The organism is Fulvivirga kasyanovii (assembly GCF_009711405.1).
Classification (GTDB): domain Bacteria; phylum Bacteroidota; class Bacteroidia; order Cytophagales; family Cyclobacteriaceae; genus Fulvivirga; species Fulvivirga kasyanovii.
Genome location: NZ_SMLW01000494.1, coordinates 1 through 13983, shown reverse-complemented (window position 1 = coordinate 13983; position 13983 = coordinate 1). Strand labels below are relative to the sequence as shown.

Genomic DNA, 13983 nt, shown 5'->3' with positions numbered 1-13983 from the left:
CCACCATTTAATTTAGAAGCAGATCAGATTTCCCCTTCACTTGTCTCATTTTCATGGCAATACCCTGATGGGGGACAGCAAGGTTTTATTGTAGAGCGCAGGCAGGCAAATATTGACGATTTTCAGATCATTGCAGATCTCCCTGCAGAAACGTATAGCTATATAGATAATGATATTGAGAAAGGAAAAAGCTATCAATACCGGGTAAAAGCATATTCTTCGACAGAAGAGTCACCTTACAGTCAGTTTGTTGAAGGTCCACCTTCTATAAAATTAGTATTGGATGACAGGCAGAAAATAGCAACAAGAAAGCTGCATGGCATCCTGGAAATATCCGGTGTGCCGAAACTCGACTACATGACAGTAAGTAGTGGTGACAAGTATGGAGCTATCAAACTGGGATATGATGAGTTTGCAGTATATACAAACAAGCCACTATTATTGGCAGGAGCAGGATACGAGTATCTTGAACTGACTTTAAAAGACTTTTCCGGCACCAAATGGGGCGAAGTTGAGTTTACATTTAATGATAAAAGCGGAGCCGTGATAGGTGATTACATCAATAGTGCCGACGATCTCGGTGACGGTTGGTTCAGAGTAAAAGTACCACTAAGTGCCTTTATGGAGCAGGAAGAAGTGCAGTTCATTTCATTTCCCAATACGTTTGGTGGCGAATTCGGACTACGGGAGATACTTTTTACAGGACCAGATGCTTCGCTACAATGGTTTGGCAATGAAAAATTTGATAATGCGACCAAAGAACAAGCCGAAGGACAAGGCACACTGACATTCAAATCGGCAGGTGTCCTTATAGAAGAGGTGCAGATAAGAGTGCTCAATGAACATAACAACCTCGAAAGGCCCTCGATGCCTTATTCGCCCATAGACATAACCCTTGCCCCAGGAGAAAACCTGCTCTATGCTATGATGATCGATGAGCAAGGCACAGTTTACTATTCAGACACCATCAGCCATACAGTAGAAACAGGGCCTGAGCTTAAAGTAACCCACGTAAGTTGCAATGGTAGTTATGATGGCAGTATTGACCTGACCATGGAGGGTGGTGTGCCCCCTTACACCTTTCAGTGGAGTAACGGAGCAACCTCAGAAGATATCTCCGGGCTGCCAGCCGGATTTTACGAAGTTGAAATAACGGATAGCCAGAATAGTAAGGCTTTTGCAAATGTCATGATAAAACAGCCTAATACTCTGGAGGCAAAGCTGGATATGGAAAGTTGCACTGACAACACCCGGCTTCTAAGTATAACAGGAGGTAAAGCGCCTTACTCCTATAGTGTCGATAATGGTCCTTTCCAGCCGTTAAGCACTTCCAATAAAGAAGTATGGCGGATTACAGGAAGCGGAGACGACCTTTTGAATAGTGGTTTTGATGAAGCGGTAGTGGACAGCGAGGACAATGTATATATAGCAGGAACCTTTTATGACGTCATATATTTTGGTGAAGACAGTGTTGGACGTTCTGGAAATGAGGGCTTCTATATGGCCAGCCTAAGCGCCCAGGGAGAGTTTAATTGGGGCGTTACATTCATAGGGGGCGGCTTCTGGGTAGGAGGGAGCATAGGAGAGCAGGCTATAGACGGAGACGGTAATGTGGTACTTGCTTTTGAGATATTTGGTAATAATGCAACGATGGTCACACATAATCAGCAAATTACATTGAAGGCAAACAATGGTTATCTGGTACGGTTTAATAAAAAAGGATATCTCGACTGGATCAAGATCATGCCAAAGGAGGTTTCTAATGTTGGGATCGACGGCATGGGCAATATTTATGTAGCAGGACAAAGAACCACGCCATTTTTTAGTGGTAATGAATTTAAGGATATTAAAGGAGCGTCAGACCTTTATCTTGCCAAATATAATGCATCGGGACAGTTGATATGGGCCAGGAATATCTGGGGAAGGAATGGTGAGGTCAATAATGGAATGCACGTGACCATTACAGGCGAAGTGTACCTCACCGGAGGATTCGAAACAGATATTCATTTTGACGACCTGAGATTGCAGAGTACAAACTATATGGATGTTTATGTGGTCAAATACAATTCATCCGGACAGGCACTATGGGTAAATAGCGCGGGAGGCAGTATGCACGAGGATATCGGAAAGGCAATAACTGTAAGCCCGGAAGGAACAGTTTATGTTACTGCTCGCTTCAGAAGTAATGCAGGTTCTTTTGGAGATGCCACTTTTGATCGACCGGTGCTTGTACTGGCAAGTATGGATGACACAGGTGGCGCTATAAACTGGGCCAAACCCTACGTGCAAATAGAAGGGTACCCCACCTTTGCTATGCCATATGACCTTGAAGCCAACTTTGATGGTAGCTTGTATATTACGGGTGAGATAGCCGGGAGCGATATCAGCAATGGAAGTGGCTTTGAGTATTACAATGGTAGTTTTATGCTCAGATGCAATACTGACGGTGTGGTGCAGGAAATAAAAAACCTTGGACCATATAGCTACGGCGCAGCTTCAAGTCCTTTGACAACAACTTCTGATAATCATTTGATACATGTTCAATACTCTTCAGGGGTGTCAATTGTGAAATATGGTTCTGCGATGCAAAAGCAAATACAGATTGATCCGGAAATCAACCAGTCCGTAACAGTAAGGGATGCAAATAATTGCACTTTCGTTATTAACAACCTTAACCCTACAGTGGAGCAGCCCGTCATCTGCTCGGTTACTCCTGATATCAATGGGGGTGGTAATCAGCTATACTGGCATACTCAGGCCAAAAAGGAGGTCAAATCATATACGATTTACAGGGCTTCGGACGCTTCAGAGGCATTCAGGCAAATAGGAACAGTGCCAGGCTTGGAAAATAAGTTTTATGATAACAATGCAAATGTTGATCGGCATAGCTACACGTATAAAATAGGAGCTATTGATAAGTGCGGAATTGAAGCAGAGAGCGAAGCGCATAAACCCATATATCTTAAAGCCTCAGCAAAAGGCTTGAACCAGGTCCACCTTTCATGGGAGCCTTATGAGGGAATGGAATACAGCGGGTATCAGATATTTAGAGGCAATGAATTGTCAAAACTGGAACTGTTGGCGGAAGTGCCGGCGGGTTCACTGGACTATTCCGATGTCAGTCCATTATCAGATACAGCTTTCTACAAGGTATCATTAGTCAAATCCATGAGTTGCAATGCCCAAATTAATCAGAAAGCAGGCATTGAGGAGGGCCGGCAGCGCATTAGTTCCAACGTGGTGGGCCTGCATATTCAATCTGAAGAAGAGAAAGATGATGTTTTGTTTTATCCTAACCCGGGCACTGATCGTGTAAGCTTAAAATTCAAAACTGAAGTAGAAGATAACTATCAGCTAACCATGATAGACAATAAAGGTAGGGTAGTGAAAAAAATGACTTCAGTACGGAAAGATATGATTATTGACAGGGGTACCTTGCCTCCAGGTATTTATACTGTCTTACTATCAGGTAATTCCGGTGTACCGCTAAGGGGAGTGGTCGTTTTTCAGTAGTAGCTAGGACATTTTCAGGAAAGAGGAGGTTATGCCATTGCTGTAATATTTTTAGAAAAGCATGAACTTAGATATAGCAGAAAAGCCTTATTTTCTATATATTAAGAAATCAGATCTATAGACTATGAGGTTTTATGCTATTCTACTTTTTTGTTTTTTCAGCATCCCGCTATTCTCTCAGGAAGATTCAGTGAAGCAGGCGGAGCTTTACCTGCAGCAGGCTAACCAGATCTATAGTCAGCAGAAAGAAGCCATAGAAATAGCGAAAGAGCTATATGTTCAGGCCGCCAGCCTGGATCCGACTAACGTGGAGGCTAACTGGATGGCTGGCAGCCTGTACCTTGAAACTATCAATAAAGATAGGGCTGTAGAGTATCTGCTAAGGATAGAAGCACTGAAACCTTCATATCGGTTTGACCTGTCATATTATATCGGCCGGGCATATCATTACGGCCTTGATTTTGATAAAGCACTCGAATACTATGAAAAATATAAACGCAAACTTTTAGGGAATCGCAACTATAGGGGAAAAGACCGCGTACCCCTTGAGCAGGTAAACCGACGAATTCTTGAGTGTACCAATGCCAAAGACATCATTGGCAAACCGGCACAGTACTCGGTTATTCCTTTGGGAGAAAACATCAACTCCGTCTGGCCGGATTATGCCCCTGTGATCAATAAAGACGAAACGGTCATGATCTTTACCTCAAGAAGGCAGGAAGACAACACCACGGTTAATGTGGACAAGGATAACTTTTACTTTGAAGATGTATTTATATCGAGGAAATCAGGTGACACATGGAGTCCCGCAAAGAATATCGGTCCACCGATCAATACCGAGTACCATGATGCCAACATAGCCTTGTCAGCAGACGGAAAAAGGCTCTACCTGTATAAAGATGAGCAAATGGGCGATATCTATTATTCTGATTATGAAAACGGGCAATGGTCTGAACCTAAATTCCTAACTGACAAGATAAATTCATCCATTTACTCGGAAAATGCCGTATCCGAAACGTCCTCGCCCGATGTTATTCTTTATACCAGCAACAGGCCGGGAGGAGAGGGAGGAATTGATATCTATTACTGCACGAAGGATGAAAAAGGGAACTGGTACAAGTCTAAAAGCCTGGGGCCGGTGATCAATACAAAGTACGATGAAGACAGCCCTTTTCTGGCGCATGATGGTAAAACACTCTACTTCAGCAGTTCCGGTCACAAAGGTTATGGAGGGTATGATATTTTCCGTTCCGTGTATGACAGTGCCTCCGGAGAGTGGTCAGTACCTGAAAATTTGGGATACCCTATAAATACACCGGACGATGAAATATTTTTTCAAATGACTGCGGATGGCAGAAGGGGCTATTTTGCATCAGTCAGGGAAGGAGGGATAGGCTTTACTGATATATTTATGATCAAATACCATGGTGATAAGGACCATACGCCCGTGGTATTTCTGACCAAAGAGCAGGAAGAACTATTTAAATCACTGGAAGCGGAGCAACTGGCTCAGTCCAATAAGTTTGAAGCGCACGAGCTAAAGCTGATGAACCAAACCCATAAGATCTTTTTCAATACAGATCAGTCAGCGATCAAAGATGAACACCAGGCAGAGCTGGACAGCATTATACGTCTGGTAAACAAACATGATGTGCTCAACATTGATATAGCAGGTTTTGCCAGCTCCGACGGTAATCCACGCTATAACCTGGAGCTGTCTCACAAGCGGGCGCTGATTGTGCTGGATTATCTTGTAAGCAAAGGAGTTAGCGAAGAACGCATCGTAGCACGAGGCTATGGTGCCATCGATGAAGATACCACGCCGGAGCAACAACGCCGCGCTGATGTACGGGTAGTGATGTCCGGGGCACCTCCCAAGTCTCCGTAACCTACTTCGACTGCTGATACATCCATTCGTAAATGTCGATGGGTTGAACAGAAGGGTCGTACTCCCAGGTGATACTTTCAGGATTATAAACCCTGATCCAGCAGTTATGCCCTTCATCCGCAAAAATTGTTAGGTTGACCTCTTCAGTCGGTGCCGGGTTGCAGTTTCTTAAGGCATTGATCATATCAATGGAGCCTGAGGTAGGCACTTTGGGGTCGTTGGTATTATGAAAAGCCCATACAGCCATATCGGAGATCGCACACACTTCATCTACCTCACCTTCGCCCGATACAGGCACAATGGCCGCAGGTATTTCCGGGTGGCTTATGGCATAGCTGAAAGTGCCTATGCCGCCACCACTCATACCGGTGATAATGATCCTGTCAGGGTCTACGGAATAATTTTCCATACTAAACTCCACCATTTCATGGATAAATGCATTGTTCCAGTCCTCCGTATTGTGCTCGGGAGCTATAACTATAAAGGGAATGTCGTGTCCCGAGTCGATATATTTGGGTATCGAGCCGTTTTGGATCAGGTAAATTTCTCCGGGAGGCGACACCTCGCCATTGCCGCCAAGAAAAATAATGAGCGGATGTACTTTATTTTCAGGATACTTAAAAGCAGCTTCATCCGGCAGGTAGCGCACATATAAAGCATCCCTGCCTTTTACATTGGAGAAAAATGTCTCTATGGTCTGGCTGGCCTGGGTGGCAAAAGCAAACTCTGTAACCTCAGTTTGCAAGACCGTATCAGAAACATAGCTTTCCGCCACAATATAAGCGTACAGTTGAGTTTCCTTAGGCAGGTCGGTCACTGTGATAGTCATAGCTTTAGACAAGCTGTCACAGGATATACGGGCTGAGTCTGCTGCCAGGAAATTGGCTCCCTCTAATACCTTTTGCCTGATGTTGGCAGGACTTTTATCCGAAAGTTCATTTTTGGAAATGATGTAGTAAAGCGATGAAGGAATATCAGTTTCCACTACGAAATCAAAGCTCCTGGTACCGTACAGGCCTTTGGGTTCGGAGGTAAAGGCAGGAGGCCCTTCAAGCTCGCAGGTCACTACAGAATCAGAGCCTTCATTGATACTAAAAGAAAAAGAACCTATTTCCTCCTGAAGTAAGGTGTCTGATACAAAACTTTCAGCCGTTACATATGCAAATAGTTTGGTATTTTCTGGTAGCTGACCTATTTCAATATCAAAATCCTCCCCAATTTCTTCACAGTCTACCTGCGTGGTATTGGCCGCTACCAAGCCATTTCCCGAAAGGGCCCTGGCTTTAATTTTCTCGGCTTCCTTGTCTGTAACTTCAAAATCTGATATAAAGTAATAAAGAGTGGATGGTATATCTGTCCGCAACCGGATCTTAAAGTTACTCCCATCATATACTCCCGATGGCTGTTTTAAAAAGGTAGGAGGGCCTGGCTCCGCACATTGGCCTTCAGGCTCCCGGGGAGTAATATTACCATCGTCTTCAGAACATGTCAGGAAAAATAAAGCCACGACAACAAATGAGAGATATAAGAATCTATTCATTTTTCATTTGATTAACTCTTTTTAATGCCGATACCAACTTAACACATGGCCAGGCAATTGGTTAACCAAAAAGGGTGGTTTATTTATTAAGAAGCAATTCCTCTTTTATCTATTCTGTAAGCTATTCAAGGCTTCTGAAAGTTTAATCCCTGAACAATCCGTACCTATATAAGCATTTTCAGCACGGGTGTCTGATTGAAGCAATTCAATTTTAACATTTCCCTTTTCAAAACTTCTCTGTTTGACTTGTCTCTCCACATTGTCAAAGTTACTAACCGGAACCATATTGAGTTTTTGCATTTGAGAGAGAAACGCATTATAATCATCTTCAGAGTCCGTGATAAAGGCATAGAAGGAGTTTTTCCAAACCTTATTACCTGTATCCCCTTCAAAAAACTGTAAAGTCTGGCCTTCCGGGTCCCTCACCAGAAACATATGGGTTGCCCAGAAAGTGATAAGCCTCCCACGAACCTGTACACCCGGTTTGCTGATCATTTCGTTGTATAGTGTCCTGATATCAACGACATCAAAACCGAACTTAAAAACCCCGTTGGGCTGTCTGCCTTCCCGAAGCGAGCGGTACTTGTTTACAGTTTGCAAATCAGGGGCATCAATAAACCTGATCCTGGCTTTTTGGTGTTCAAGGACTATCCCCGGCTTTGAAGATTTTACCCTTTCAAAGGGAAGGTAAGTTTCATACCAGCTCACCGTGGAGTCTATATGGGAAGCATGATAAACAAATTCAGGAATCGAAAGGAGAGGAGCCTTCTTTAATAATATAAGTTGTTTTTGGTAGTCAAAGATCACCTCAAAGTCTTTCAATAATCCACTGCCGATACTTCCGGCTATCGCATTTTGTGCCCAACTACCAGCCGTGTGATAAGGAATTCTGGTTTTTACAGATTGAAGTTTTAAAGATTCACCCAAGGTAAAGTCTTTTAGATAAAACGCCCGGGCCATTACCGGACCACCGACTCCATAGCCGGTGACCTCCAGATCACTTAATGGATAAGGCGTAGATACTGACCCTTTCTTGTCAAATTCCGGGAAAATAGTGAGTTCGGAACGATCTCCTGTATCAATAATCATTTCCCCCTCATTACCGTCTGCATTTATCTTAATCATGGGTATCTGATTCCGGTAAAATCTAAAAGGTATCACTTCATAGCCCTCTCTCTGTATCGGTGTTTCAAAGTCTTGTAGAGAGATTAGCCGGTTGGGGTAGTTAATGGAAACACGGTATGTGCGAAAAAGCTGCTCACCTATGATTCCGTCCAGGTAAGGCAGTCTTAAAGAGTCCCTGATGGTATTCAGGTTAATGACTAATGGCCTGTCAGTTGTACTAGAGATATTAGATGTGGGCAGCTTTAATATTGATCTTTCCCCATACCACACTGTTTGCCGTCCATTGCCTGCACCACCTATTGAGGAAGAATCGATAAAATGTATGCCTGCTTCGTCAGCAAAATCTTTGTTAAAGCCGTGCAATCCGCCGCTGTCAACTATGAAATGACCGGCTACACCATTTACTTCAACCTCTACAAAGATCCTGTTATCAATGAGCCGGAAAGGTATTTCTATTTTATTTTCTTCTTGCGCTCTACAGCTAAAACAAGTAATGAACAAAAGAATTGTCAGGGTTCTGAAGTGTAAATAAAAGGCTTGCATAACCTAATTTACAGATTATGAATGGTATCAGACAGCAAAAAACACCGATTAGGCACAAAATCCCCCAAAATGAGGGGTGTTTATTAAGCCTCTGAGGGATTGAGTACTGTTTTGCTTCTTTTGCTTTTTACTTTGGCCACCATACCATTGCCCGGACTGAACAAAAAAGCCAGCATAAACAACAGCCCGGCCACAGAAGCCATAGCGCCGGCAATCGAACCATCGAGCCATGCCGCCAGATAATACCCCCCTGCAGAAATAACCACACCCAGAAATGAGGTGATGATTAGCATTTTCTTCAAATTTTCAGTGAGCATATATGCCGTAGCCGGTGGCGCGATAAGTAGAGCTACCACCAATATGGCACCTACAGATTCAAAAGACGCTACTGTAGTCAACGATACAGCTCCCATAAGCAGGTAGTGCCATACTGCTGTAGATATGCCAATGGCAGAAGCATAACCCGGATCAAAAGTGGTAAGAAATAACTCCTTATAACCCAGAGTGATAAATGCTATCAGAATAATCAGGACTGTGCCGGTAATATACAGCACCCGAGGCCCCATAACCAAACCAGAGTCAGTGATCCAAAGGTCGAGCGGCACATAAGCAATTTCGCCATAAAGCACGCAATCCTGGTCAAGGTCTACCTTGCCCGCAAATGCTGAAACCAAAATAACCCCAACGGCAAATAACCATGTGAAAGTCACACCGATAGAAGCATCGGTTTGCAGTTTGCCTTTTTTATGGAAAAACTCAATAAGAAAAGTGGTCAGTATACCAATAGCACCTGCACCAATAAGCATAGTGACCGAGTCCCGTGACCCTGTAAACAGAAAGGCCAGCACTATGCCCGGCAGCACAGCATGAGAGATCGCATCCCCAACCATGGCCATCTTTCTCAATACCAAAAAGCAGCCCAACAACCCACATGCTATGGCTACTAATGATCCTGCTAATATTATCTGTAATGCTTCCATTTTTTCTGGTTACTGGTTTCTAGTTTCTGGTTTTTTAGTTACAGGCTTGGAGAGGGTCTGCGGTGGTGGAGTAGGGCCGGCCTTATGAATCGCACTGATGAACCTGTTCAACATTTTTCCAAGAGTTTCAATGTCATTACAGAGTTCAAGATATAGTACTTTATTTTTTAAGGATTTGGTTTCAAATAAAACATCAAGATGGTCCCGGGTTTCATCATTAGAAGCCAGGCTGAAAATAAGAAAACGTATATAATCATTTTTGTATGCCCTTCTTCCATAACCTTCCACAATATTGGCCCTTACAGATTTACTCGACCTTCTGATTTGGCTACCCGTTTCATAAAGCTCAAAACCAGGAAGAGACAAAGACATTTCATGTACCTTGATAGATATATTCCGCGCCCGCTGCCATATTTCTAAGTTCCGATAACTCATATTATTTAAATCATTTAATATAAAAAAATCATTTCCACTCCATCCAGTAACCAGCACCCAGTAACCAGCAACCAGAAACTAGAAACCAGTAACCAGTAACCAGCCCCCAGCAACCAGTTCACCGATACGGAATCTCCGACTGGTGAGGGTCCATAGTAGGGTAGTTTAACAACTTTTCCAGTCTGGCTTCAAGCTCAGGAGTCAGGATGTGCTCAATGGTGTCAGCATCATCATGCACATGGTCGGGCGCAATGCGCAGATATTGTGTTAGGTAAAGCTCCCATAACCTGTGCAGTTTTACCGTGCGCTGACCTTTATGTTTGCCTGCCCTTGTAAATGACCAGTATCCATTATCATTTTTTAAGTATCCTTCCCGTTTGAGCCTTTTTAGGCCACTTTTTAGGGCAACAGGTACAAACTTTCGTTTCGACAATATTTCTTCGATCGTCCTTTTTTCATAAAAATTCTTCTCCTCTTCACCAAGTTGATACAATACCTTCAGGATATTTTCATCATTGATCTGTTTTTTGATCTTCCTCTGATTGTTTAACCGGTAAAGGATACCTCTTCTGGGAGCCATAAAGAAAGATATAAATGCGATAGTGGAAATTACCACAACAATCCACGGCCCTGTTGGCATAGAGGGGGCGATGTATGAAATATACGCACCTGTAAGGCCGCTAAAAGCCCCGAAGATGGCTGCCAGCCATACCATGGTAGTGATCTTTTCGGTCCAGAACCGCGCAGCCGCGGCAGGAGTGATGAGCATTGCTGCCATCAATACAACACCTACAGCCTGTATGCCAATCACTACTGCCAGTACAGTGAGTGTGGTAAGCAGGAGTTCAATGCCCCTCACCGGCAGCCCGATAGTCGAGGCGAAGTCCTCATCGAACGCCAGCAGGGTAAATTCCTTAAAGAAAAACCAGACACTCAGGATCAATATGGCTGCTATTACCGCAAAAGCAATCAGGTCATTGCCGACCAGTGACGCTGCCTTGCCAAAAAGTATCTGATCTAACCCCGTTTGGGCTGCGTTGCCGGATTTTTGAATGATAGTGAGCATGAATATACCAATGCCAAAGAAAACAGATAATATCAGACCTATGGCTGTATCTTCCTTGATCTTGGACTTTGATGAAATGATGTCGATCAGGATCAGCGATAGCCAGCCCGTGGCAAAAGCACCAAGAATAAGTATAATAGGGTTCTTTTCTCCGTAAAGGATAAATGAAAGGCAAACCCCGGGCAATACCGAATGGGCAACAGCATCACCCACCAAAGCCTTTTTTTTGAGGAAAGTAAATGAACCGACAATGGCAGAGCTGGCCGTGAGCAGGAGGGAGCCTATCACTACATAGCGGATATTGGGGTCTGCAAATGAAAAGAATTCAAAAAAAGTATCCATGTCATTTGCCTTTTGGTATTTTTTCAAACTGCTCCCGGTTAGGGAACCTCTCCCTGCGGATCAGATCGCCCACATCACTTAGCAGGGTAAGTTTGCCACCATACGTTTCCTGTAAAAGCTCAGTTGTAAAAGCCTCAGAAGTGGGGCCTGAAGCCACCAGCCTCATGTTGAGCAGGATCACCCAATCGAAATACTGCGTTACCGACTGAAGGTCATGATGCACTACAATAACTGTGTTGCCCTTGGCCGACATTTCCCTGAGAATCTCAATAATGGCTTTTTCAGTTGCGGCATCTACACCGGCGAATGGTTCATCCATAAAATACAGGTCGGCCTGCTGAGCCAGCGCACGTGCCAGGAACACACGCTGCTGCTGCCCGCCAGAGAGTTGGGATATCTGGCGTCCCGCGTAAGCCTCCATGCCTACTTTCCTAAGGCTATCTATGGCGATGTCACGATCGGCCTTCCTGGGCCGTTTAAATAGCCCCAGCTTGCCATATCTGCCCATGAGTACCACATCCAAAGCCGATGCCGGGAAATCCCAGTCCACCGACTCCCGCTGCGGCACATAGCTGATCCTGTCCCTGACCTGTTTCAGGTCCTTATCAAAAAGCTTTACATAACCGCTGCTGTTCGGTGTAAGCCCCATCACAGATTTGATCAGCGTCGACTTGCCAGCACCATTCGGCCCGACAATGCCAATCAACTTCCCCGCAGGAAGCGTAAGGTCAATATCCCAAAGCACCGGCTTCCTGTCATACGACACCGTAAGGTCATGCACCTCCAACACCGGATTATCTACATGTTTAATCATTTTTCCTGTTTCCTGTTTATAGTGTGCAGTTCACTGTTTATAGTTCACAATTTGCAATCACCCGATCACCGATCACTTCCCACTCCAGTCTTCCGACTCCCAACCTGACCACCCTCACAAATCCACCAAATACCGCTCACCACCGCCCAATCACCAAACCCCGATCACTTCCGACTCCGGTCTCCCGACTTCCAACCTCCAACCTGGCACCCCCACAAATCCACCCCTCACCTAAGCGCCTCAACAATAGTATTCACATTAGCCCTGACCATACCCACATAAGTCCCTTCCGGTGTACCTGCTTCCCCCATGGCATCCGAGAAGAGGTTTCCTCCGATGGTTACTTCAAAGCCACGCTCCTGAGCTCCCTGAACTACTGCGTTGATTGATTTTTGCGAAACGGATGTCTCAACAAATACAGCCTTGATCTTGTGGTCGACAATGTACTTAGCCAGTTCGGAAACATCCCTAAGTCCGTACTCTGAAAGTGTAGAGATGCCCTGCAAGCCCTTTACCTCAATGCCATAGGCGTCACCAAAGTACCCAAAAGCGTCATGGGCAGTGATCAGTATCCTCTGTTCTTCAGGTATGGTAGCTATTTGCTCCCTGACCCAAACGTCCAGCTCCTCAAGTTGTTTAATATATTCCAATGCATTGTTGTGGTAATAAGCAGCATGGTCCTTGTCTTGCTCCTGTAGCGTATTGTCAATTTGCTTCACCGCCTCGATCCATAGCGATACATCAAACCAGATATGCGGGTCGTAGTTATTGTTGAACTCCGGCACCTTCCTGAGTTTGCTGTCCTCAATGTTTTGGGCAACTGGCACAACCGGTTTCAGCTTGCCGAGTTTTTCCAGTACTTCGCCCATTTTTCCTTCAAGGTGGAGACCATTGTAAAAGATCAGGTCAGCGTTTGTGAGCTTCTGCAAGTCGCCCTGTGTAGCCTTGTAAAGGTGGGGGTCAACGCCCGGTCCCATGAGTGCTGTTACATTAGCCGAGTCACCCACAATGTTGGTCACGGCATCACCGATCATGCCAGTGGTAGTCACAATGTTCAGTCGTCCGTTTTCAGAATTTTCTTTGGCTACCTGGCCACATCCCGCTAACAACACTAAGCCGACAATGAGCCATTTTATTATTCTGTTATCCATATATTTTCTGATACTTCTTTTGATATAAAAACTGTCTTTTTATTGTCGATCAGGATCTCCAGGGAACTGTCAAATTCCACCTTGTCGATCACCTTGATTTTGGCTCCGATGTAGGCGCCTATTTTGTCAACATATTGGAGGAAAGGAGCGCTAGCATCTTTGACTGCAACCACTACTCCTTCGTGCCCGATTTTGCAGTCGCCGAGAGCCACTTGGGGTTTCGATTTAAACTCCCCGAATTCGTCCGGGATCGGGTCGCCATGAGGGTCGTATTTCGGGTAGCCCAAAAACTCGTCGAGCCGCTTGATGAGTAGGGGGGATTTGATGTGCTCCAACTGCTCCGCAACCTCATGGACTTCGTCCCAATTGAACTTCAATTTTTCAACGAGAAATGTCTCCCAAAGCCGGTGTTTTCTTACCACCTGTAGAGCTGCTTTCTGACCCAGCTCCGAAACCTTTACGCCCCGGTATTTCTGGTAGGTGATCACTCCTTTGTTCGATAGTTTTTTGATCATGTCCGTGACCGAGGCAGCCTTGGTGTTCAGGGTGTCGGCAATGGCATTTGTAGAAACAGCCTGCTCATCAT

The 13983-nt window shown here is 44.7% G+C and carries 10 protein-coding genes; 2 read left to right on the top strand and 8 right to left on the bottom strand.

Annotated elements, in window-relative coordinates; all coding sequences use genetic code 11:
- On the top strand, window positions 1-3513 hold a 3513-nt coding region (locus E1163_RS09715; RefSeq protein WP_155171245.1), incomplete at its 5' end, for a T9SS type A sorting domain-containing protein.
- Between the two features lie 124 nt (window positions 3514-3637).
- Window positions 3638-5401 (top strand): OmpA family protein, encoded by a 1764-nt coding sequence (locus tag E1163_RS09710; protein WP_155171244.1) that lies wholly within the window; start codon window positions 3638-3640, stop codon window positions 5399-5401.
- Window position 5402: 1 nt separating this feature from the next.
- On the opposite strand, the gene E1163_RS09705 is transcribed toward E1163_RS09710, so the two are convergent.
- From E1163_RS09705 to E1163_RS09670, 8 genes are all read right to left on the bottom strand, one after another.
- Complete coding sequence (locus tag E1163_RS09705) at window positions 5403-6941, bottom strand: carboxylesterase family protein (RefSeq protein WP_155171243.1); 1539 nt, start codon at window positions 6939-6941, stop codon at window positions 5403-5405.
- Window positions 6942-7046: 105 nt separating this feature from the next.
- Window positions 7047-8567: a hypothetical protein gene (locus tag E1163_RS09700; protein ID WP_155171242.1), complete on the bottom strand. Its 1521-nt coding sequence runs from the start codon at window positions 8565-8567 to the stop codon at window positions 7047-7049.
- Between the two features lie 125 nt (window positions 8568-8692).
- On the bottom strand, window positions 8693-9589 hold the full coding sequence (locus E1163_RS09695) for a metal ABC transporter permease (protein WP_155171241.1): 897 nt from the start codon (window positions 9587-9589) through the stop codon (window positions 8693-8695).
- Between the two features lie 9 nt (window positions 9590-9598).
- Entirely contained in the window at window positions 9599-10024 is a 426-nt protein-coding gene (locus E1163_RS09690; protein ID WP_155171240.1) for a four helix bundle protein, read from the bottom strand.
- Between the two features lie 118 nt (window positions 10025-10142).
- Window positions 10143-11432, bottom strand: a complete 1290-nt coding sequence (locus E1163_RS09685; RefSeq protein ID WP_155171246.1) for a metal ABC transporter permease — start codon at window positions 11430-11432, stop codon at window positions 10143-10145.
- A 1-nt stretch (window position 11433) separates the two neighbouring features.
- Complete coding sequence (locus E1163_RS09680; RefSeq protein WP_155171239.1) at window positions 11434-12246, bottom strand: metal ABC transporter ATP-binding protein; 813 nt, start codon at window positions 12244-12246, stop codon at window positions 11434-11436.
- A 227-nt stretch (window positions 12247-12473) separates the two neighbouring features.
- Window positions 12474-13397 (bottom strand): metal ABC transporter solute-binding protein, Zn/Mn family, encoded by a 924-nt coding sequence (locus tag E1163_RS09675; RefSeq protein ID WP_155171238.1) that lies wholly within the window; start codon window positions 13395-13397, stop codon window positions 12474-12476.
- Window positions 13382-13983: metal-dependent transcriptional regulator (locus tag E1163_RS09670; RefSeq protein WP_155171237.1), on the bottom strand; the 602-nt coding region annotated here is incomplete at its 5' end. The genes E1163_RS09675 and E1163_RS09670, both read right to left, overlap by 16 nt.

Bases quoted from the DNA above. Each gene is read 5' to 3' on its own strand.
- E1163_RS09710 (WP_155171244.1), top strand. From the start codon at position 3,638: ATGAGGTTTTATGCTATTCTACTTTTTTGTTTTTTCAGCATCCCGCTA.
- E1163_RS09705 (WP_155171243.1), bottom strand. From the start codon at position 6,941: ATGAATAGATTCTTATATCTCTCATTTGTTGTCGTGGCTTTATTTTTC.
- E1163_RS09695 (WP_155171241.1), bottom strand. From the start codon at position 9,589: ATGGAAGCATTACAGATAATATTAGCAGGATCATTAGTAGCCATAGCA.
- E1163_RS09690 (WP_155171240.1), bottom strand. From the start codon at position 10,024: ATGAGTTATCGGAACTTAGAAATATGGCAGCGGGCGCGGAATATATCT.
- E1163_RS09685 (WP_155171246.1), bottom strand. From the start codon at position 11,432: ATGGATACTTTTTTTGAATTCTTTTCATTTGCAGACCCCAATATCCGC.
- E1163_RS09680 (WP_155171239.1), bottom strand. From the start codon at position 12,246: ATGATTAAACATGTAGATAATCCGGTGTTGGAGGTGCATGACCTTACG.
- E1163_RS09675 (WP_155171238.1), bottom strand. From the start codon at position 13,397: ATGGATAACAGAATAATAAAATGGCTCATTGTCGGCTTAGTGTTGTTA.